The sequence below is a fragment of the Novosphingobium sp. P6W genome (genome assembly GCF_000876675.2).
Classification (GTDB): Bacteria; Pseudomonadota; Alphaproteobacteria; order Sphingomonadales; family Sphingomonadaceae; genus Novosphingobium.
This window is the reverse complement of sequence record NZ_CP030352.1, coordinates 2,387,916-2,408,662: the sequence shown is the minus strand read 5'-3', so window position 1 is coordinate 2,408,662 and position 20,747 is coordinate 2,387,916. Positions and strand designations below refer to the sequence as shown.

Annotated in this window: 20 protein-coding genes and 1 tRNA gene; 11 read left to right on the top strand and 10 right to left on the bottom strand. The window is 64.9% G+C overall.

The annotated features are described in order from the left end of the window. Nucleotides 1-79: 79 nt before the first annotated feature. The 3 genes from TQ38_RS11625 to cpdR all read right to left on the bottom strand — a co-directional run bounded on the left by TQ38_RS11625 (nt 80) and on the right by cpdR (nt 2,072). Complete coding sequence (locus tag TQ38_RS11625; RefSeq protein WP_043980505.1) at nt 80-1,303, bottom strand: NADP-dependent isocitrate dehydrogenase; 1,224 nt, start codon at nt 1,301-1,303, stop codon at nt 80-82. A gap of 220 nt (nt 1,304-1,523) precedes the next feature. Beyond that, nucleotides 1,524-1,598, bottom strand: a tRNA-Val gene (locus TQ38_RS11620). 99 nt (nt 1,599-1,697) lie between these two features. Then, complete coding sequence (gene cpdR, locus TQ38_RS11615; RefSeq protein WP_043980504.1) at nt 1,698-2,072, bottom strand: cell cycle two-component system response regulator CpdR; 375 nt, start codon at nt 2,070-2,072, stop codon at nt 1,698-1,700. 174 nt (nt 2,073-2,246) lie between these two features. Here cpdR and TQ38_RS11610 point away from each other — a divergent pair, with 174 nt between their 5' ends. After that, nucleotides 2,247-3,191, top strand: a complete 945-nt coding sequence (locus TQ38_RS11610) for an N-formylglutamate amidohydrolase (protein WP_043980503.1) — start codon at nt 2,247-2,249, stop codon at nt 3,189-3,191. Nucleotides 3,192-3,499: 308 nt separating this feature from the next. On the opposite strand, the gene TQ38_RS11605 is transcribed toward TQ38_RS11610, so the two are convergent. Both TQ38_RS11605 and TQ38_RS11600 read right to left on the bottom strand, forming a co-directional pair. Continuing rightward, the gene (locus tag TQ38_RS11605) at nt 3,500-4,276 is read right to left on the bottom strand and encodes a SapC family protein (protein ID WP_043980501.1); all 777 of its coding nucleotides are present in this window, start codon (nt 4,274-4,276) and stop codon (nt 3,500-3,502) included. 114 nt (nt 4,277-4,390) lie between these two features. Further along, complete coding sequence (locus TQ38_RS11600; RefSeq protein ID WP_043980641.1) at nt 4,391-5,824, bottom strand: FAD-binding oxidoreductase; 1,434 nt, start codon at nt 5,822-5,824, stop codon at nt 4,391-4,393. Between the two features lie 175 nt (nt 5,825-5,999). Between TQ38_RS11600 and TQ38_RS11595 the strand changes: the two genes are divergently transcribed. The 4 genes from TQ38_RS11595 to TQ38_RS11575 all read left to right on the top strand — a co-directional run bounded on the left by TQ38_RS11595 (nt 6,000) and on the right by TQ38_RS11575 (nt 10,416). Then, nucleotides 6,000-6,611: a hypothetical protein gene (locus TQ38_RS11595; protein ID WP_043980499.1), complete on the top strand. Its 612-nt coding sequence runs from the start codon at nt 6,000-6,002 to the stop codon at nt 6,609-6,611. A gap of 167 nt (nt 6,612-6,778) precedes the next feature. After that, nucleotides 6,779-8,287, top strand: coding sequence for a DEAD/DEAH box helicase (locus tag TQ38_RS11590; RefSeq protein WP_043980497.1), 1,509 nt, complete (start codon nt 6,779-6,781; stop codon nt 8,285-8,287). 336 nt (nt 8,288-8,623) lie between these two features. Next, entirely contained in the window at nt 8,624-9,604 is a 981-nt protein-coding gene (locus TQ38_RS11580) for a nitronate monooxygenase family protein (protein WP_043980493.1), read from the top strand. A 29-nt stretch (nt 9,605-9,633) separates the two neighbouring features. Then, the gene (locus TQ38_RS11575; RefSeq protein ID WP_043980491.1) at nt 9,634-10,416 is read left to right on the top strand and encodes an enoyl-CoA hydratase-related protein; all 783 of its coding nucleotides are present in this window, start codon (nt 9,634-9,636) and stop codon (nt 10,414-10,416) included. A 124-nt stretch (nt 10,417-10,540) separates the two neighbouring features. Here TQ38_RS11575 and TQ38_RS11570 read toward each other — a convergent pair whose 3' ends face one another. From TQ38_RS11570 to TQ38_RS11560, 3 genes are all read right to left on the bottom strand, one after another. Further along, nucleotides 10,541-10,726, bottom strand: coding sequence for a YbdD/YjiX family protein (locus TQ38_RS11570; RefSeq protein WP_043980488.1), 186 nt, complete (start codon nt 10,724-10,726; stop codon nt 10,541-10,543). Beyond that, a complete protein-coding gene (locus tag TQ38_RS11565) occupies nt 10,723-12,768 on the bottom strand; it encodes a carbon starvation CstA family protein (RefSeq protein WP_043980487.1) in 2,046 nt (681 codons plus the stop codon). Before TQ38_RS11565 ends, TQ38_RS11570 begins: the two co-directional genes overlap by 4 nt. Before the next feature lie 85 nt (nt 12,769-12,853). After that, nucleotides 12,854-14,512, bottom strand: coding sequence for a phospholipase D family protein (locus TQ38_RS11560; protein ID WP_082057988.1), 1,659 nt, complete (start codon nt 14,510-14,512; stop codon nt 12,854-12,856). Nucleotides 14,513-14,712: 200 nt separating this feature from the next. On the opposite strand from TQ38_RS11560, the gene TQ38_RS11555 reads away from it, so the two are divergent. Next, a complete protein-coding gene (locus TQ38_RS11555; RefSeq protein ID WP_205316027.1) occupies nt 14,713-15,249 on the top strand; it encodes a DUF924 family protein in 537 nt (178 codons plus the stop codon). A 16-nt stretch (nt 15,250-15,265) separates the two neighbouring features. On the opposite strand, the gene TQ38_RS11550 is transcribed toward TQ38_RS11555, so the two are convergent. Next, nucleotides 15,266-16,573 carry a HAMP domain-containing sensor histidine kinase gene (locus TQ38_RS11550; RefSeq protein ID WP_043980483.1) on the bottom strand — a complete coding sequence of 436 codons (1,308 nt, stop codon included), beginning with the start codon at nt 16,571-16,573 and terminating at the stop codon, nt 15,266-15,268. A gap of 247 nt (nt 16,574-16,820) precedes the next feature. Here TQ38_RS11550 and TQ38_RS11545 point away from each other — a divergent pair, with 247 nt between their 5' ends. From TQ38_RS11545 to TQ38_RS11525, 5 genes are all read left to right on the top strand, one after another. Next, the gene (locus tag TQ38_RS11545) at nt 16,821-17,408 is read left to right on the top strand and encodes a TetR/AcrR family transcriptional regulator (RefSeq protein WP_043980481.1); all 588 of its coding nucleotides are present in this window, start codon (nt 16,821-16,823) and stop codon (nt 17,406-17,408) included. A gap of 100 nt (nt 17,409-17,508) precedes the next feature. Beyond that, a complete protein-coding gene (locus TQ38_RS11540; RefSeq protein ID WP_043980479.1) occupies nt 17,509-18,144 on the top strand; it encodes a Dabb family protein in 636 nt (211 codons plus the stop codon). A gap of 98 nt (nt 18,145-18,242) precedes the next feature. Further along, a complete protein-coding gene (locus TQ38_RS11535; RefSeq protein WP_043980477.1) occupies nt 18,243-18,545 on the top strand; it encodes a putative quinol monooxygenase in 303 nt (100 codons plus the stop codon). Nucleotides 18,546-18,580: 35 nt separating this feature from the next. Further along, the gene (locus tag TQ38_RS11530; protein WP_043980470.1) at nt 18,581-19,636 is read left to right on the top strand and encodes an NADP-dependent oxidoreductase; all 1,056 of its coding nucleotides are present in this window, start codon (nt 18,581-18,583) and stop codon (nt 19,634-19,636) included. Next, nucleotides 19,629-20,129 (top strand): nuclear transport factor 2 family protein, encoded by a 501-nt coding sequence (locus TQ38_RS11525; protein ID WP_043980468.1) that lies wholly within the window; start codon nt 19,629-19,631, stop codon nt 20,127-20,129. The genes TQ38_RS11530 and TQ38_RS11525 overlap by 8 nt, the downstream gene beginning before the upstream one ends. An 88-nt stretch (nt 20,130-20,217) precedes the next feature. On the opposite strand, the gene TQ38_RS11520 is transcribed toward TQ38_RS11525, so the two are convergent. Beyond that, on the bottom strand, nt 20,218-20,745 hold the full coding sequence (locus tag TQ38_RS11520; protein ID WP_240197872.1) for a DUF6438 domain-containing protein: 528 nt from the start codon (nt 20,743-20,745) through the stop codon (nt 20,218-20,220). Nucleotides 20,746-20,747 lie beyond the last annotated feature (2 nt).

Below are 20,747 nucleotides of genomic sequence, written 5' to 3'. Positions count from 1 at the left end.
AGCCCGCCGACTCATCAGAGTCGGCGGGCTTTTTAGTGTGTCGGTCGGCCGGTGGTTTATGCCACCGGCCGAAACGGGATCATGCCCAGTTGAGCATTTCCGCGTCGAGGTTCTCGACGACGGCTTCGAAGAACTGCTCGGTGGTCATCCAGCTCTGGTCGGGGCCGATGAGCAGCGCGAGGTCCTTGGTCATCTTGCCGCTCTCGACGGTTTCGATGCAGATGCGCTCGATCGTCTCGGCGAAGCGCACCACGTCAGGCGTGTTGTCAAACTTGCCGCGATAGATCAGGCCGCGCGTCCAGGCGAAGATCGACGCGATCGGGTTGGTCGAGGTCGCCTTGCCCTGCTGGTGCTGGCGATAGTGACGGGTCACGGTGCCGTGCGCGGCTTCCGCTTCGACGGTCTTGCCGTCGGGCGAGAGCAGGACCGAGGTCATCAGGCCCAGCGAGCCGAAGCCCTGTGCCACGGTGTCCGACTGCACGTCGCCGTCGTAGTTCTTGCAGGCCCAGACGAACTTGCCCGACCACTTGAGCGCCGAGGCGACCATGTCGTCGATCAGGCGGTGCTCGTAGACGATGCCGGCAGCCTTGAACTTCTCGGCGAAGCCTTCGGCGTCGAACACTTCCTGGAACAGGTCCTTGAAGCGGCCGTCATAGGCCTTGAGGATGGTGTTCTTGGTCGACAGGTACACCGGCCAGCCGAGGTTGAGGCCGTAGTTGAACGAGGCGCGTGCGAAGTCGCGGATCGATTCGTCGAGGTTGTACATCGCCATGGCGACGCCCGGAGCCGGAAAGTCGAACACGTCGAGGTCGATCTTCTCGCCGTTCTCGCCGTCCCAGATCAGGCGCAGCTTGCCCGGGCCGGGGATCAGGGTGTCGGTGGCCTTGTACTGGTCGCCGAAAGCGTGACGGCCGACCACGATCGGGTCGGTCCAGCCCGGAACCAGGCGGGGCACGTTCGAGATCACGATAGGCTCGCGGAAGACCACGCCGCCGAGGATGTTGCGGATGGTGCCGTTGGGCGACTTCCACATCTTCTTGAGGCTGAATTCCTCAACACGGGCTTCGTCGGGGGTGATGGTGGCGCACTTGACGGCGACGCCGAATTCCTTGGTCGCGTTGGCGGCGTCGATGGTGATCTGGTCACCGGTCTCGTCACGCTTCTCGACCGAGAGGTCGTAGTACTTGAGGTCGATGTCGAGGTAGGGGAGGATCAGACGCTCGCGGATCCACTGCCAGATGATGCGGGTCATTTCATCGCCGTCCATCTCGACGACGGGGTTCGTAACCTTGATCTTTGCCATTCTAAAGGGACTCCCCTGGGGTGAGAATTGGGGCAGTCTCTAGGCAGCGTCGGCCCGCATGGCAAGGCCGGTGCTGGGCACTAATCGGCGGCACAGGCCGGGTTTAGCCGTCCAGCCTGTCACTAATCGCAGGGTCGTTGCGCCGGAGCGGGCGGTACTTGCGAAGAGCTGGAGCCGAAAAGCAGAAAACCCGCCGTTTTCACGGCGGGTTTTCAAGGAATGGTGGGCGTAGCAAGGATTGAACTTGCGACCCCTACGATGTCAACATAGTGCTCTACCACTGAGCTATACGCCCATTCCAATTCGGCGTCTCCGGTGAGTGTCCCCGCTGGAGGACTGGCCCTCTAGCTGCGGTTCATTACCGTGGCAAGGGGCTTCATGAAGATTTTTTGACTTAAAGAGTGGCGTGCTCGGTCAGGCCGAATATACGCTGCACTTCCATCACGATGTCGCGCAGGTGGAAGGGCTTGGACAGCACCTTGGCCTGGGGTGCCTCGCGGCTGGCGCGCAGGGTGACGGCGGCGAATCCGGTGATGAACATCACCTTTGTCGTCGGCGAAATCTCTGCGCATTTCTGGGCGAGTTCGATGCCGTCCATCTCGGGCATGACGATGTCCGAGAGCAGCAGATCGAAATCGTCGTTCTTGAGGTGCGGGATCGCTGCAGTACCCCGGTCCACCGCAACGACGCTGTACCCTGCATTCTGCAGTGCCCGCGCCAGGTAAGTGCGCATGGCGTCGTCGTCTTCGGCGAGAAGGATGCGGATCATCGCGATATGTCCAGTTTCGTAGTGTTTGTGCGAGGGTGCGACGCGTCGCTTCGGGGCGCGTGTCGTTCTGGGACTCGCCATAGCGCCTCACCGGTTAAAATTCTCGTCCGGATTTGGCAGTGACCGAGAGCGGGACGCTTTGACTAAATTGCGCGAAACGCACAGCGTCGTCCCATGACCGATATGCCGAATGAGAGCGAGTCGCAACAGGAGCAGGGCGGGTGGATTCCTGGTGCTCCCGGCGTTGCCGCCTATGTACTGGACGCGAAGGAGACCTCGGCAATTCCGGTGTTGATTGCAGCGCCGCATGCCGGGCGGGCCTATCCGCAATCGCTGGTTCGGCAATTGCGTCATGGCAGCAGTGTGGCCCTGCGGCTGGAGGATCGCTACGTCGACAAGCTGGCGCAGGGGGTGGCCGCGGCTACGGGCGCGAGCCTGCTTCTGGCCCACGCGCCGCGCGCGATGATCGACCTCAACCGTGCGCCTGACGACATCGACTGGGAAATGTTCGCGCGCGATGCGCGTCCCGCTGGCAGCCTGCCGCTGCCCAGCCGCCGTGCGCGCAGCGGACTGGGGCTCATTCCGCGCCGGCTGGCCGGGATGGGTGAGCTATGGCGGCGGCGCTTCGGAGCCCAGGATTTGAAGGACCGCCTCGAAGGCATTCACGAGCCCTATCATGCTGCGCTCGCCCGCGTTTTGGCAGGGCTGCGAGAGCGCTGGGGAGCGGCGCTGCTGATCGATCTGCATTCGATGCCGCCGCTTCCTTCGCGTCCAGGCATACCGGGCGCGCAAGTGGTGCTGGGCGACCGATTCGGTGCGAGCTGCCACGGAAGCGTGGTCGCCGCTGCCTTCGCGCATTTCGCGCAGGTCGGCCGCGAGGCGGCGCACAACCGGCCTTACGCGGGCGGCTATGTGCTGGAGCGTCATGCAGACCCGCGCGGCGGCGTCCACGCGCTGCAGATCGAGATCGATCGTAGCCGCTATCTCGATTCGGCGCTGGTCGAGCCGGGGCAGGGGATGGATCAGATGGTAGAGGATATCGCGGGACTGGTGCGGCGCCTCGCTTCGGTAGTGGCCGAGCTTGGTCAGAACGCAAGCTGGCCATTGGCGGCCGAATAGCCGCTGCAATAATCGAGGTGGCCTGAAAACGCTGAGGCCCGAAAAACGATGGGGCCAATAAAAAACCACCTCGCGCGATGCGCGAGGTGGCCAAGGTTCAGGGAGGAGGTGCACGAAGTGCACCAACCCGAACGGGCCATGAGGGTAGCGCCGGCCGGGCAAGACCTACTTACGCACCCATCTTTCAAACTTCAAGCGATTCGTCATGCAGCAGGTATGAAAAATGTCCAGATACCTATCAGCGCTGCTCAGCGAATTGGGCGGGACTGTGACAAAAGTGTCATAAGACCCGCCCTATACGTGGTAAATCAGCCGTTTACCGGCATGTTCGGCACTTTGCCCTGACCTGCCTGGCGGCCGAAGATGTCCCGAACCAGGTCAAGTGAGAAGAGGTGCGCGTAGATCAGCGGCAGCATGCCGTTCTGGTTCCACGTGCGCAGTACGTCGCCGCGCACTTCGCGCAGCTTGTTCTCGTCGACCATCTGGAAGCCGCGATAGTTGAAGGGCGGCTGGCCGTTGCCGAGGTCGATGTTCAGCTCGCCGTCCATCAGCAGCTTGTGCTTCTGCAGCTCGGCCATGAAGTTGGCGGTCTTGGTGCCGGCCATCTCGAAGTTCTCGCAGAACTTGAGCATGTTGGTGGTGGCGTCGCTCGGCTGACCTTCGTCGTTGAACAGGGCCTCGCCTTCCTCGATCTCGCCGACCAGGTCGCTGGTCGGATCGACGCAGAGCGACAGTTCGTCGGCGTCGTTACGCAGCTTGGCGAGCATGAAGGGGTAGCGGCGCGCATAGGCAGGGATGTAGATCGGCGTGTTCACGATGCCGTCCTCGTCGACGAAGACGTTCACGCCCTCGTTCATGCCCATCAGCACGAGGGGGATCGGGTCGGGACCGGCGGTGAAGATGATCGGGAAGTTGCGCTGGGCCTGGGGGAACTCCTCGACCGTGAGCGGCACCGAATTGATCCCGACAAGCCAGGTGGCCTTGTCGGTGGCGCGGGTCTTCCAGTTCGCATGCTGCTGCGAATTCAGCGGAATGAGGTCCTTGTAGAACAGGGGCAGTGCAGGATTCTGAGGCGCGCTGGCCATTGCGATACTCTCCGCGAGGTGGGGTAATCTGTCGAGGTCGCTGGCTTTAGTGGCTAGGCTCCGGCCGCGCAAGCGCAGCTCCCCGCCGTTTCGGGGATTCCTGTATTGAATACGCTAGATCAGTTTTCCCGGATTAAGCAGCCCTTGCGGATCGAGCGCCTGTTTGACCGCGCGCAGCATATATAGCGCCACCGGATCGCCCAGCCGCACCAGTTCGTCGCGCTTGAGCTGGCCGATGCCGTGCTCGGCCGAGATCGAGCCGCCCCACTGCGTCACCAGATCATGGACGCGGCGGCTGATCGCCTTGCCTTCGTTCGCGTTCCACGCCTTTCCATCGGTCACTTGCGGGGCGATGACGTGGTAGTGAACGTTGCCGTCGCCGAGATGGCCGAAGGCGATCGCCTCGGTGCCGGGAAATTCCGCCTCCAGCATGGGCGCGGTCACCTCGACGAAGGCCGGCATCTTCTCCACCGGAACGGAGATATCGTGCTGGACGGCGGGCCCGCGCGCGCGCTCGGCGGCGGGGACGGTCTCGCGGATCAGCCAGAAGGCTTCGGCCTGGGTTTCGCTGGCGGACATCGCGGCGTCTTCCAGCAGTTCCTTCTCGAAGGCATCGGCCATCATCGCCTCGCAGCGTTCGCGCAAGGTCGCGGCGCCGGCGCGGTCGGCGACGACTTCGATGAGGACATGCCACGCATGGCGATCCTCCAGCGGGGCGCGGGCGGCGGGCATATGGTCCTTCACCGCGTCGATGCTGGCCTGGGGCATCACCTCGAAGCCTTCGAGCGCCTCGCCCTCCATCGCCTCGCAGTGGAGCAGCAGCGTGCGCGCTGCGGGCAGGGAGGAAACCCCGGCCCAGATCACTACGCGCTCGGCCACGGCGGGAAGCAGCCTTAGCGTGGCGGCAGTGACAATGCCGAGCGTGCCTTCAGAGCCGATCAGCAGCTGCTTCAGATCGAAGCCCCGGTTGTCCTTCTTGAGCGGGGTGAGCATCGAGAAAACCTGGCCGTCGGCCAGCACCGCCTCCAACCCCAGCACCAGCGCGCGCATGGAGCCGTGGCGCAGTACCTGCGATCCGCCGGCGTTGGTGGATATGAGGCCGCCTACCGTCGCGGACCCCTTGCCGCCCAGCGTGAGCGGGAAGCGCAGGTCCTGTGCTTCTGCTGCTTCGTGCAAGGTCTGGAGGACAACGCCGGCCTCGCAGGTGACGCGGCCCGCTTCGGCGTCGATCTCGCGGATATGGTTCATCCGGCGCAGCGAGAGGAGTAGGGCCTTGCCCGTCTGGTCGGGAGTGGCGCCGCCCGACATGCCGGAGTTTCCGCCCTGCGGCACGATCGGCACGCCGTGCTGGCCGCAAAGCCGCACGAGCTGCGAGAGTTCCTCCACATTCGCCGGCGAGGCAAGGGCGCAGGCCTTGCCTGTGAAGCGCCCGCGCCAGTCGGTCAGCCAGGGCGAGACAAAGTCGGGGTCGCATGTCAGTCCGCGCGGGCCGAGCAGGGCAAGGGCGTCTTCGAGAAACGGGTCGGGGGAGGCGAGTGAAGCAGTCATGGCGCCGATATGGCACATGGCGCGGCGGGTTTCATCTCCTGCGGCTCTTTCTCGTCCAGTGGCATAAATGCATCGCCCGGTCAGGCAGTCATGCGCGGAGAGTTAAGCGGCGGTTCAAGCTCTTGCGGTAAGGGGGACATGTCGGCATGTCCGGCGTCCGGGGACATTATCGAGAATGAATTTCGCTTCAGTCCTGTTCTATCCCATCCTCCTGCTGCTTCCCGCAGCGGGTGCGACCGACGTGGCGCCGCGCGCGGATGACGTCAGGGCGCAGGGTGAGCAGGCGCCTGCGGATATCCCGCCAAAGGCCCATGCCTGGCCGAAGTACGAAATTCCGGGGCTCTCCTCCGATTCGCCTTTCCCGGTAAGCCTGCTCAGCCATGCGCTGCCGCAGGATGCCTGGCAGGTGCGCATCGAACAGCGCATGATCATTCGCATCACCCCGCGATCTGCCGTGCCGATGCCGGAAATGTTCATGGGCATGCCCGATGGCGACGGCGGTATGCCGCAGATCACCGAGCGCAAGATCGGCAATTGCCTGCCGGTCGCGGGCATAGCCAGCGTGCGGCCCGACCGTGCCAATCGCCTGCTGCTGTTCATGCGCGACCGGCGCGTCGTCAGCGCCGAACTGGACCGTTCGTGCCGCGCGCGAGACTTCTATTCGGGCTTCCTTCTGGAGGACATCCCGGACGGGCGCCTTTGCGTCGACCGCGACACATTGCTGTCGCGCAGCGGCATGAACTGCAAGCTCACCCGCATCCGCGAGCTGATCGAACAGGATCGCTGAGCGCGGGTCAGCGCGGTATTGAAACCGGCAAACCCGGAATTCCTTGACTTTCGGGGCGTTTCCCGCAAAGGGCCCACTGTCGCGCTACAGGTGTCTTGACGAGCGTATGCTCCTCCTGATCGCATGTCGCCCCATTGACCAAGTTTTTCCGGAAAAACCATACGCCTATGAGCTTTGCCGATCTCGGCCTGTCGAACGAATTGCTCCAAGCGGTCGAGACCGCGGGTTATACTGAGCCGACTCCGATCCAGGCGCAGACGATCCCGCCCGTGCTGATGATGAAGGACATCATCGGCATCGCGCAGACGGGCACCGGAAAGACCGCCGCTTTCGTGCTGCCGATGATCGACATTCTCGGTCATGGCCGCCGCCGCGCGCTGATGCCGCGCTCGTTGATCCTCGAACCGACGCGCGAACTCGCCGCGCAGGTGGCGGAGAACTTCGAGAAGTACGGCAAGAACCACGATCTCAAGATGGCGCTGCTGATCGGCGGCGTGCAGATGGGTGACCAGCTGAAGGCACTGTCCGCCGGTGTCGACGTGCTGATCGCCACGCCGGGCCGCCTGATGGACCTGTTCGAGCGCGGCAAGATCATGCTCACCGGCTGCGAACTGCTCGTCATCGACGAAGCCGACCGTATGCTCGACATGGGCTTCATCCCCGACATCGAGACGATCTGCTCCAAGCTGCCGGCAAATCGCCAGACGCTGCTGTTCTCGGCAACGATGCCGCCGGTCATCAAGAAGCTGGCCGACCGCTTCCTGACGAACCCCAAGTACATCGAAGTCGCCCGTCCGGCGTCGAACAACACCAGCATCGTCCAGCACAAGATCGCCGTGCCTTCGCGCAAGAAGCGTGAAGTCCTGCGCGAACTGCTGAAGACGGACAACGTCACCACCGCGATCGTCTTCGCCAACCGTAAGACCACCGTGCGCGAACTGGCCAAGAGCCTGAAGAGCTACGGTTTCTCGGCCGGCGAAATCCACGGCGACATGGACCAGGCTTCGCGCAACGCGGAACTGGAACGGTTCAAGGCCGGTGAGATCAGCATCCTTTGCGCTTCCGACGTCGCCGCGCGCGGCCTCGACGTGAAGGGTGTGAGCCACGTCTTCAACTTCGACACCCCCTGGCACCCCGACGACTACGTCCACCGCATCGGCCGCACCGGTCGCGGCGGAGCCAAGGGCCGCGCCTTCACCTTCGTCGCCCCCGAGGACGCCGAGGCGATCGCCAATGTCGAGAAGCTGACCGGCGGCCCGATCCCGATCTATGAGCTTGGCCTTGGCGACACGGCCGAAGCCCATGACGAAAAGCCCGCACGTGCAGCCAAGCCTGCCCGTGAGGAAAAGCCCGCCCGCGAAGAAAAGCCCAAGCGCGAGCCGCGTGCCCGGCGCGAGGCTCCTGCCAAGCCCGAAGCGGCCGAGCCGCGTGAAGTGGCCGAACAGCCCGAAGTAGCGCCAAAGCGTGAGGATCGCCCCGCGCGTACCCCGCGCCGTCAGCCGCGTGCCGAGGAGCCCCGGCGCGAAGTGCAGCCGGAAAGGCCTGCGCCCAGCGCTCCGGTCTCTGCTCCTGCTTCCGCCCGTAGCGGACGCCGCCGCGATGCGGAGCCGGTGGCCCGCGACGACGGCAGCTGGAACGGCCCGGTCCCCAACTTCCTTCACGTCTCGGCGCTCTGATAGACTGTCGGCCGGGCGAAACCGCCCGGCACTGACGCGGGCAGGGCACCCAAACCCGCGCCGCTCTCAAACTCATGTTGCGCGTATCCTGCGCGGCATGGCGGGCGAGGGCGCGATTCGCGATGACATCGCCGCTTTCGTGATTGAGGGTATCGAGCCGACCGGGCGCATCTGGCGACCCGGCGCCGGCCCTTTGCGCGTTCGCTGCCGCGATGCTCAAGCGCTTTGGCCGGGGGAGGGCCATCGCCGCCTTGAAGGCCCGCGCGCCATCGCATAGCCCGGTCGCATGGCTGGCCGGGCAAACGGCGGGCGCGTCTTCAGGGAGTTTATAGAGCCATGGCATTCAAGACCCGCGTCACCGAGATGCTCGGCATTGAACATCCGATCGTCCAGGGCGGCATGCAGGGCGTGGGCTACGCCGAACTGGCGAGCGCGGTGTCGAATGCAGGCGGCCTCGGCACTCTGACCGCGCTCACCCAGCCCAGCCCCGAGGCCCTGCGCGACGAGATCGAGCGTTGCCGGTCGATGACCGACAAGCCCTTCGCGGTGAACATCACCGTCTTCCCGACGATCCTGCCGCCTGACTACAAAGCCTATGCCCAGGCGGTGATCGACGGCGGCGTGAAGATCGTCGAGACAGCCGGAACCCAGCAGGTGCGCGAAATCTGGGAAATGGTGAAGCCCCACGGTATCACCGTGCTGCACAAGTGCACCGCCGTGCGCCACGCGCTTTCGGCCGAGAAGCACGGCTGCGACATCATCTCGATCGACGGTTTCGAATGCGCCGGTCATCCGGGCGAGGACGATATTCCAGGGCTGATCCTGATCCCCTCGGCGGCGGACAAGGTGAAGATCCCGATGCTGGCATCCGGCGGGATCGGTGACGGGCGAGGCCTTGTCGCGGCGCTGGCGCTGGGGGCGGAGGGCATCAACATGGGCACCCGCTTCTGCGCCACGAAGGAAGCGCCGATCCACGACAACGTGAAGGCCAAATACGTTGAGAACGACGAGCGCGGCACCAACCTGATATTCCGCAAGTTCAAGAATACCGCGCGCGTAGGCAAGAACGCCGTCTCTGACGAAGTGGTCGAGATTTCGGCGCGTCCCGACGCACAGTTCGAGGATATCCGCCATCTGGTGGCCGGAGCGGTGGGACGCGAACTGCTCGCAAGCGGCGATCTCGACAAAGGGATATTCTGGGCGGGGATGGTGCAGGGCTTGATCCACGACGTGCCCACCTGCAAGGAACTGATCGAAAGGATCGTTGGCGAAGCCGAGGAGATCGTGAAAACACGCTTCGGTAGAATGCTCGCCTGAAACCCGGCGATCACTGGAGAGGAATTTCAATGACGTACCAGCACATCCTCTATTCGCTGGAGGACGGCGTCGCGCGCATTTCTCTGAACGATCCCAAGACCATGAACGGCGTGACCGAAGCGATGGGCCACGAAATGGTCCACGCGCTGGACCAAGCATCGCGCGAAGCCCGCGCGGTGCTGCTTACGGGTGAGGGCAAGGGGTTCTGTTCGGGCGCGAACCTTGCCGCGGCGCAGGACATGCTTGCCGATCCGCTGCGCGACGTCGGCGGCCAGCTGGACCGCGCGTTCAACCCCGTCATCATGGCGATCAAGACCATGGAGCAGCCGGTGGTGACCGCGATTCGCGGCGCTGCGGCAGGCTTCGGCGCCGGCCTTGCGGCGGCGGGCGACGTCGTGCTGATGGCCGAGGGTTCGTACTTCTTCTGCGCGTTCTGCCACGTCGGCCTGGTGCCTGATGGCGGCGCCACGTACCTGCTGGCGCAGGCGGTCGGCCGGGTGCGCGCGATGCAGATGATGCTGCTGGGCGAGAAGGTCGATGCCAAGACCGCGCTCGACTGGGGGCTGGCCACCAAGGTCGTGCCCGAGGCGGACCTCGACGGTGAAGCGATGAAGCTGGCGAAGGCTCTGGCGCGCGGGCCGCGTTCACTGGGTCTTATCAAGCGGATGGCCTGGGATGCGCTCGATTCCAGCCTCGAGACGGCGCTTCAGGCGGAACGCAGGAACCAGCGCGAGGCGGGGCGCAGCGAGGATTTCCTTGAAGGCGTGAACTCCTTCCTCGAAAAGCGCAGGCCGGTGTTCAAGGGGCAGTAACGCCTCGCTTTTCCGTAACCCGACCCCCGCTCATCCTGAGCTTGTCGAAGGATCACTGCGCAGTGCCAACATCCTTCGACAAGCTCAGGATGAGCGGGGGGTTGGGGTTATCCTTGGGCAGGATTCAGCAGCACTTGCCTCCGCCCGCGCCGCTGAAGCGGGCGTTCTCCCGGTTGCGGAAGAACTCCACGCGGTTCAGCGGCGCGGCATCGGGGTGGTGTTTCGCCATGTGCGCGAGATAGACCTCGTAAGGCGGCTGGCCGACCATCAGCCGGGCAGTTTCCCGCAGGCGTTTGAAGAACCCGCTCATTCCGCCGGGACCATCTGTGCGGGCATTTCGTTCACCGTCGGCCGATCCTCCCGCAACGCGGCGAGGCAGGTTCGCACCGTGAAGCCCATTAGCGATATCACCACGAACAGGAACAGCACGCAAAGCCCCGCATCGACGCGGTCGTTGAATACGATTGCCTCCATCTGCTCCATCGACTTAGCGGGGGCCAGAACCTGCCCCGCCGAAACCGCGTCCGCAAATTTGTTGGCATGGGCGAGGAAGCCGACCGTGGGATCGCTCGACAGCAGTTTCAGGGTGCCTGCGCTCAGGGTGCAGATCAGCAGCCAGACTGTTGGCACCACCGTCACCCAGGCAAAGCGCTGCTGCTTCATGCGGAACAGCACCACAGTCGAAAGCATCAGCGCCACGGCGGCGAGCATCTGGTTCGAGATGCCGAACACCGGCCACAGCGTGTTCACGCCGCCCAGCGGATCGGTGACGCCCTGGTAAAGGAAGAACCCCCAGCTCGCCACGCAAAGCCCGGTCGCCACCGCGCCCGGCAGGAACGAAGTTCCCGCGCGGAACGAGGGCACGGCCAGCCCGATCAGGTCCTGCAACATGAAACGCCCGGCGCGGGTGCCCGCGTCGACGGCGGTGAGGATGAACAGCGCCTCGAACAGGATCGCGAAGTGATACCAGAACGCTTTCATCGCCGAGCCGCCGGCGACGTGGCTGAAGATCTCGGCCATGGCGACGGCCAGCGTGGGCGCGCCGCCGGTGCGCGAGACGATAGTGTGTTCGCCCACGTCGCGCGCGGTCTGGACCAGCAGGTCGGCGGAAACGGGGAAGCCCATCGCGGTCACGGCGTGGGCGGCGCTGACCGCATCGGTGCCCAGCACGGCGGCCGGGCTGTTCATGGCGAAGTAGATGCCCGGATCGAGGATCGAGGCGCCCACCAGCGCCATGATCGCCACGAACGCCTCCATCAGCATCGCGCCGTAGCCGATGAAGGGAGCGTCGGTTTCGGCGGCGATCAGCTTGGGCGTGGTGCCGCTGGCGATCAGGGCGTGGAAGCCGGAGACCGCACCGCATGCGATGGTGATGAACAGGAACGGGAACAGCCCGCCCGACCACGCGGGGCCTCCGCCGCCGATGAACTGGGTAAGCGGCGGCATCCGCAGCGGCGGTGCCATGATGACGATGCCCACCGCCAGCGCGGTGATCGCACCGATCTTGAGGAAGGTGGAAAGATAGTCGCGCGGGGCCAGCAGCAGCCATACCGGCAGCAGCGAAGCGAGGGCGCCGTAGCTGATCAGGATCCAGCAAAGCTGCTCGGGGGTGAAAGTGAACAGCGGTCCCCAGAACGGCGATGCCGCGACGGCCTGCCCGTAGACGATGGCCGCGATCAGGCCGACGAAGCCCAGGATCGACACTTCGCCCACCCGGCCCGGCCTGATCCAGCGGGTGTATGCGCCCATCATCAGCGCCAGCGGGATCGTGGCGGCCACGGTGAACATGCCCCAGGGGCTTTCCGCCAGGGCCCGCACGACGATCAGCGCCAGCACCGCCAGGATGATGACCATGATGAGAAAAGCGCCGGCCAGGGCGATGGTCCCGGCCACTGCGCCCATTTCCATGCGCACCAATTCGCCCAGCGACTTGCCATCGCGGCGCATCGAGATGAACAGGACCATGAAGTCCTGCACCGCGCCCGCCACAACGACGCCCGCGATGATCCAGAGCGTGCCCGGCAGATAACCCATCTGGGCGGCGAGTACGGGGCCGACCAGCGGGCCTGCCCCGGCGATGGCGGCAAAGTGGTGGCCGAACAGAACCCGCCTGTCGGTGGGCACATAGTCCATGCCGTCGCCGCGGTAGTGGGCCGGAGTGGCGCGCCTGCCGTCCAGTTTCATGACGTACTGCGCGATGAACAGGGCGTAATAGCGATAGGCGACAAGGAACGTGCTCACCGCTGCGACGACGATCCACAGCGCGTTGATCTGCTCGCCGCGCACCGTTGCCAGAACGGCAAGGCACGCCGCGCCGACCAGGGCGAGGATGATCCACGGGATATGCTTCAAGTCACGCTCTCCTGTTCAGAACCCGCAGGCCTGCCGTAGCCTGTAGGATCGGTTTTGCCCGGAGTGAACCGAAAAGGTCGCGTGCTTACAGCAGCCAGGCGATCGGCAGGCGAGAGGCGATGCCGACCATTACGCGGTCGAACAGGCGCATCCCCGGCTCATCGGTGCGGGGCGGCGCCGTACCGTCGCTCCAGCGCAGTTCGCCATCAGTGCCGAGGGAGACGGCGTAGGATGCATCGGGAATGATGCTGTCGAAGGCATCGGCGACGTGCGCCGCGAACAGCGGGCTGTGAATGACGAAGCCGAGTTCGGTGTTCAGCCGGTACGAGCGGGGGTCGAAGTTGAACGATCCGATGAACAGGCGGGTGCGGTCGACGGTGATGGTCTTGGCGTGGATTGTCGAAGCGCCGGAGCGAAGGGCCGCGAACGAGCCGCTGCCGGTGGCGCGCAGGCGGCTGCCGACGCCGAGCCGGTTGCCCTTGCGGCGCTCTTTCTTGGCGGCCTTTTTCGTAGGAGCGCCGCGCGTCTGGGTGCCGGTTTCGAACAGGCGCACGCTAGCCTTCAGCAGTTGCTTGCGCCACGGCGCATAGCCCGCATGGACCATTGCCACGTCGGTGGCGCCGTACCCGTTGGTCAGCACGGATACCGCGACCCCCGATTGGGCCAGCGCGCAGAGCTGGTCGGTAGCCTGCTGGCCGGGGACGAAATAGCCTGAGACGATCGCCAGTTCCGTAAGCGGTTCGCCGATCGTCTCGTCAAGCTTGCCGGCGAGCAGTTCGTCGTGCTCGATATCGCGCAGGGCCTTGGCGGGATCGTCGCTGATGACCTCTACCTTTGCCCATTCGAAATCGAGATCGCCCTGGGCAAGCTGACGGACCAGCGGCAGGCTGCGCAGGCGTTCGACATAGCGCCGGGCCGAGGCGTCGCTTTCCACCACCGATGCCCGCGATGCCAGTTTCGCGCGCTGGCGCTTGCCGACGCGGGCCAGGATCTGCGCTGCGGGATAGGCCGATACGCTGTTCCAGTAGCGTTCGAAATCCTGTTCGACGTCACGCACCACCGGCCCGATCGCCATGACGTCGAGGTCGGCGAACAAGGCGCCGTCGCCCGCGCCGAAATACTCGTCACCCACGTTGCGCCCGCCCACGATCGTCACGGCGCCGTCGACGGTGAAGCTCTTGTTGTGCATCCGGCGGTTGAGGCGGCCGAATTCGGTGAGGAAGCCGATGGTCTTGGGGAAACGGATGCGGAATGGGTTGAACAGGCGCACCTCGATGTCCGGGTGGTCGTTCAGGGCGGAAAGCACATGGTCCAGCCCGGTGATGCCGTTGTCATCCAGCAGCAGGCGCACCCGCACGCCGCGCCGGGCCGCTTCGTGCACCGCTTCGAGCAGCAGAGTGCCGGTGCGGTCGCCGTGCCAGATGTAATATTGCAGGTCGAGCGTGCGCTCCGCAGTGCGGGCCAGCAGCAGGCGCGCCGCAAAAGCGTCGATACCGTCGCTCAACAGGTGGACGCCGGACAGGCCGGGGTGCCCCGATGTCTGGGCGGCCACCGAACGGGATAGCGAGCTGTCGCCAGGCAGGGGGAGGCGGGCAGTGGTGGGCGCCGTTCTGCGGGGCAGGCGGCTGGCAAGGCAAAGCGCGGCGCCTGCGGCGGCAATGCTGCCAAGCCCTATCGCCCAGCGCCGCCCGGCGCCGCGCCCAGCGCCGCTCAGGGCCGTTCTAACCGGGCTCACCCGTGTCATTGTCACTCCTAGAGTTCATTGCGGTCATGCATTCCTGATACGGAATGCGAGCGGTGCAGGCGTTGACCGTGCCAACGTTCCGAGAGGTGTGGAACGGCCGAAGGAGCCAACTTGATCCCCATGAATTGCAAGCCATCTAAGGCACATGGGCAGTGGCTGCGCAATTGGGCAAAAACATGAAACCGGGCAGGAGCGCCAAATTGAACGAACCACAGGACGAGGTGCTGAATTTCTGGTTTCGCGAACTGACGCCTCAGGATTGGTTCAAGGGCGGCGAGGCGCTCGATGAGTTGGTTCGCGGGCGTTTCGCCGATCTGCATAGGCAGGCCCGTGCCTGCATGCTCGACGATTGGGCGGCCACGCCGCTCGGCCGGCTGGCGCTGATCCTGCTGCTCGACCAGTTTTCAAGGCAGATCCATCGCGCTGCCGCCGCCGCTTTCGAAACGGACGTTCGCGCGCAGCAATGGGCGGTCGAGGGGATCGCGATGGGCATGGACGAGAAGCTGTCGTTCGGGCAGCGCCAGTTCTTCTATATGCCGCTGATGCACGCCGAGGACCCGCAGCTTCAGGCGATGAGCATCGAGCGTTTCACCGCGCTGCGCGACTTTGCCGACGATATCTTGAAGTTCGCGCAGAGCCACAAGTCCGAGATCGACCGTTTCGGCCGTTTCCCGCACCGCAACGAAGCGCTGGCAAGAACGTCGAGCGAGGACGAACGCGCATTCATGGAAGCGTGAGCGCAGGCTCTGCGCTTCAGGCGGCGGCATCCTGGGGCTGCGGTACGCGGATGCGCACGATCAGTCCGCCTTCGGGCGACGACGCGAAAGTAAGCTTGCCGTCGAAGCGCATCATCAGGCGGTGCGCCGTGGGAATGCCCAGCCCGAAGCCCTTAGTGTCGCGCGCGCGGGCGGCATCGAGGCGGAAGAACGGGTCCAGGATCGCATCGAAGTAGCATGACGGGATGCCGGGGCCGGAATCGGCGATTTCGATGCACCAGTGGCCGTCGACACGGCGGATGGTGATGCGCGCTTCTCCGCCGAACTGGATCGCGTTTTCGATCAGCGCTTCAAGCGCCAGCGACAAGGGTTCGCGGAAAGTCCGGACACTGGCAGTCCCCTCGACGGCGAACCGCGCCCTGCCGCGATAGGGGAACAGCACGCCCCGCACCAGCTGGCCCAGTTCCACGGTCTCCGGCTCGGCATCGAGATGCTGTGCGCGCAGGAAACGCTGGAGCGAGGCGAGCAGGGCTTCCATCTCGTCCACGCTGGCCAGTATCACCCCGCCCAGTTCCGCATCGTCGATCAGTTCGGCGGCCACCTTCTGGCGCGACAGGGGCGTGCGCAGATCATGGCTGATAGCCTCGAACGACCTGGCCTGATCCTGGAGCAGGCGCGCGATGCGGTCCTGCATCACGTTCATCGAATGGGCCAGCTTGCGCAGGTCCGGCGATCCCGTTTCGCGCACGGTCACCTGACGGCCCTGGCCGATGGCATCGGCGGCGTCGCTCATCCGGCGCAGGGGGCGGGTAAGGACGTGCAGTGCGGCAAGGCCGATGGCAAGGCAGGCCAGCGTCGTCGCCAGCGTCAGCACAGTGGCGCGCAGGGCCACCGGCCACGCCGCATTCATGTCTCGCGAGCGGAAGTTCAGCCAGTGTTCGTCCGTCAGCCTGATCGAGCCGACGAGATCGCGCTTGCCATGGCCGACATCGCGCACGGCAAGGCGCAGCGAACGGCCGCCCAACGAAGGTTCCCATTCGACGATGCGGGTGGCGATCGCCCGCAGCGTTTCGGAGGGTGCAGACGCGGCAACGGAAGGCGCATTGGCCACGGCGGCGGCGAGGTGGCGCGTGCTCATGGTGGGGGCCGTAAGCTGCGGGTCGAGCGCATGGATACGGTCGCTCACCACCAGCATCTCGGCGACGCGGCGGGCGTGATCTTCGCGCAGGGTCTGCCGGTCGATCGACTGGTAGAACACGATGCTGGCCACCAGTTGCATCACGCCCAGAAGCAGGAACACAAGCGCGACGTAGACCGCGAAGCGCGGGGCAAAGGATCGGGCCACCTCTTATCCTCTCTCGCGTTGTATTTCCCACGTTCGGCGGCACGATACGGTGGGCATTTGATCTTGCGGTTCCACCCCCGCCCATCGGCGTCAACACAAGCGTTGCTTCCAGCAATGATTTGATACGCAATCAGGCATCGGCGCAATAGTCCGCAGGCCGGCGCGCCGTGTCGGCCGCTTGACAAGAGGGACGCTCCTCTGGAAGCCCCGGCGGGTAATTTCGAGCGAAAGGCCGGGAAGGACAACGATGCCGATCATCGTCGACAAGCAGGAGCGCCGGTCGCTTGTCCTGTCGGTCGCGTTCGACCTTGTCGCTGACCGGGGGATCGACGCGCTGACCTTCCGCGAGATCGCGGCGGCGACAGGGTGCAGCACCTCGATCGTGTCGCACTATTTCCGCAACAAGAACGAACTTCTCTTTGGCGTCTATCAACTCGCCAACGACCGTGCCCGTGAGCGGCTGGAGGTGGCGTTCGCTGCCGGACTGCCGCTGCTCGACTGCCTGGCAGAGATCATGCCGCTGAATGCACAGGCACGGGCCAACTGGCGCGTATGGATCGCGTTCTGGGGCAGGGCGCATCTGGAGCCCGAGTACCTTGAAGAACGCCGCCGTGCGGCTGAGCAGAGCCTGGAACTCTACCGCATGATGCTGGTGCGGCGCAGCGCCCGCCCGGTCGGAGACGGCGACCTGCTGTTCGAGGCGCGGCGGCTGATCGCCTCGGTCGCGGGGATTTCGCTCGAAGCCTGCTTCGCGCCCGATGACTGGAGCGCCGAGTGTATGACCCAAGTTCTGGCGGCACAGCTGGCCGATATCGGCTTCGCATCGGATGCCTGACCACACCTGTTTAATCTGACAGGCACCAGATAAAAAATATCGGGTTAGTCTTTCCCCATAATCGGCGCCGAAAACGCAGGCGCCAGCATGGGAGAGAACGATGATCCGCCACGTGGTGATGCTCAAGTTCAAGAAGGACGCCGATCCGGCCAAGATCGACCTGTTCATCGAGGAAGTGAAAAAGCTGTCGCACCTCAACCGCGAGGTACGCGACTATAGCCACGGCAAAGTCGTCCACACCCGCTTCCATTCCGGCGATTTCGATTTCGCCAACTGCTGCGACATCGACACTTACGAGGCGATGGAGCGCTATATGTCGCACTGGTCGCACCTGCGCATGACGCCGTTCCTGCCCGATATCCTGGAGAACATGATGTCGTTCGACTGGGAGATCGACTACCACGGCCCGGCCTTCGACGAGGGCCTCGCCGCCGAGGAAGCGGAGCGCGAAAAGGCGCGTGTGCTCAAGCTCCATGACGATCCCGCCAAGGCCTATGTCCCCGAAGTGCGGGGGCAGACCCGCGAACGTGCGCTGGAAATGTGCGCGGCGGCCGGCGTCGAGCTTTCTGCCGACGAGGAGGAGATCATCGGCTCGGTTTGGGCGCCGAACCGGATCATGTTCGTCACTCCCGATGCCGGGACCGAAGTGGCGAGGGGCTCTGCGATCAAAATTGGCATCACCGGAGACTGGCTGACCGGCCCGGCAGTGCCCGGAGGCGATGCCCCCGCCTGGTGAGCGAGGGTGCCGGGCACGACCTGTCACAAGGGACAGTGCCGGTACGCCCCCGACGCGCCGATGAAACGCCGGAACAAGATAAAGAGGATTGCCACGCTATGATCGTGCTTGCCGGACACCTGAAGACCGCGCCCGAATTCGTCGAGGAACTTGCCGATGCGCTGCGTTCGCTGGTCGAGACGACGCTGAAGGAAGACGGCTGCCTGGGCTACCACTTCGCCCTCGACAGCCGCGAGGACGGCACCGTGCTCGTCTATGAACGCTGGCGCGACGAGGAAGCGTTGGCGGTGCATCTGGGCCAGCCTGCGGTGCAGGCGCTGCTGGGCGGCTGGGCCGACCGGATCGACACGGCCGGCGTGCGCAAGTTCGACGCCATCAACGAGCGCAGCTTCGCAGACTGAGGCGGCGCGGCGATAGAAATACCGGGAGAAAGACCATGATGAACCGCCGCATAGTGCTGGATTCGCGTCCCACCGGGGTGCCTTCCCCCGATAATTTCCGCATCGAGGAAGTTCGGCTGCCGGAAATCGGGGAAGGGCAGGTCCTCCTCGAAAACCGGGTATTCGCCATCGATCCGGCGGTGCGCGGGATGCTCGACGACGTGAAGAGCTACCTGCCGCCGGTGCAGATCGGCGCCCTGATCCCGACGATGGTGCTGGGCCGCGTGGTCCAGTCGCGCCACCCCGATTTCCGCGAGGGCGATTACGGTCGCGCTTTCATCGGCTGGGAAACGCATTCGGTGATTTCGCCCGGCAGCGTCGGCTTCGAGAACGTGCGGGTGGCCGATGACCTGCCGCTCACCGCCTACATGGGCGCCTGCGGCTGGTCCGGCATCACCGCCTATGTCGGTCTCAAGCGTTACGGCGAAATGCGTGAGGGCGACGAAGTGCTGATGAGCGCGGCGGCGGGCGCGGTGGGATCGGTCGGCGGGCAGATCGCCCGGCTTTCGGGCTGCCGCGTGGTCGGCACGGTGGGCTCCGACGCCAAGGCGCGCCACATCACCGAAGACCTCGGCATGCACGGCGCCATCAATTACCGGGACTGCGAGGACCTGGATGCCGAGATCGCCCGGCACTTCCCCGATGGCATCGACCTTTATTTCGACAATGTCGGCGGGGTCACGCTCGATACCGTGTTGCCGCGCATGAAGGGGTTCGGGCGTATTCCGGTCTGCGGGATGATCGCCAACTACAACCACCAGACCGACCCCTACCGCCTGAAGAACATGTGGCAGGTGCTGGTGAACCGCATCACCATGCGCGGTTTCCTAGCCTACGAAGCCGCGGACATGCTGCATGAGGCGGAGGATGCGCTGGCGAACTGGGTGCGCTCGGGCCAGCTCATCGCCACCGAGAACGTCGCCACGGGGCTTGAGGCGACGCCGGATGCCTTCATCCGCCTGATGTCGGGTGAAACCACCGGCAAGACGCTGGTGCGCCTCGACGATGCCGTATCGACCCTTTCCGACTGGAAGGCGGCCGCGCATGTCTGACGGCGCCATCGCGGCCCTGATCGCCAAAGCGCGCCTTGGTGAACTGGTGGCCGAATATGGCCGGCTCATCGACTGGCTCGACTGGGACCGGCTTGGCGACGTGTTCTGGCCGGAATCGATGTTCGACTTCGGCATGTTCAAGGGCGATTTCGGTGAATACCGCAAGTTCGTGGCTGAACTGGAGGAGGGCTATTCGCGCCGCCTCCACATGTTCGCCATGCCCGCGATCACGCTGACGGGAGAGCAGGCGCGGATCGATGCGGGCTGCGTGATCGTCTGCCGCACGGACGATCCTGCGCCGGGCATCGACGATACGTTCTGGGGGCGCTACCTTTTCACCGCCGAATGCCGGGCCGGGGAATGGCGTCTTTCGGGGCTGACTTACGTGCTGAACCTGTTCGACCGCGTGGAGCGGAAGGGCGACGACAGGGGCGGGCCGATGACGTTCGGCGATGGCCTGTCCCCGGCGCATCCGCTGTTTGCAGGAGCGTAGGATTACAGCGCCGGCCTTGATCCGTCTTGGCCTTGAGGGCCTTTCGACAGGCTCGGCCTGAGTTTGTCGAAAGGCCCTTCGGGTTGCGTTATCCGCGGGTATCACCCGGCCATGTCTTCTGCGCGGCCCATTCGGCGACTTCCAGCATGTGCAGCTGCTCCTCGACGGTGCGCATGATGGCGGCGCCTTCGGGGTCGCGGCAGCCCATGCCGTAGGTCAACGCCGTGCGCGTACCGTCGGCCGCGATCCATTCCAGGGTCAGCTGCGACATGTCGCTGACGGCGACCTTGCACACAAACTCCGTTTCAACGCCGGTTTCGGGCCGCAGCGGTGCCAGGGCGCGGCGCATATCCTCGTACTTCGCGCGGCCCACCGAATGCGCGCGCTGGCCAAGGACGGCGGTGTGCCGCTCGCCCTTGAAATCGATCCGCCCGGCCGGGGTCACCGCAAGGGTGTAGATCGGGCAGAACCCGAAGCACGGCCCGCGCGAGATGCGGATTTCCTCTCCTCGCTGGGCCGTAGCGGGAAGCGTGGGGGCACCGGACTGCACGCGGGGGGTGCAGCATATCAGCAGTCCGGTGCCCAGGACGACAGCGGCGACGAATATCGCGCGCATCG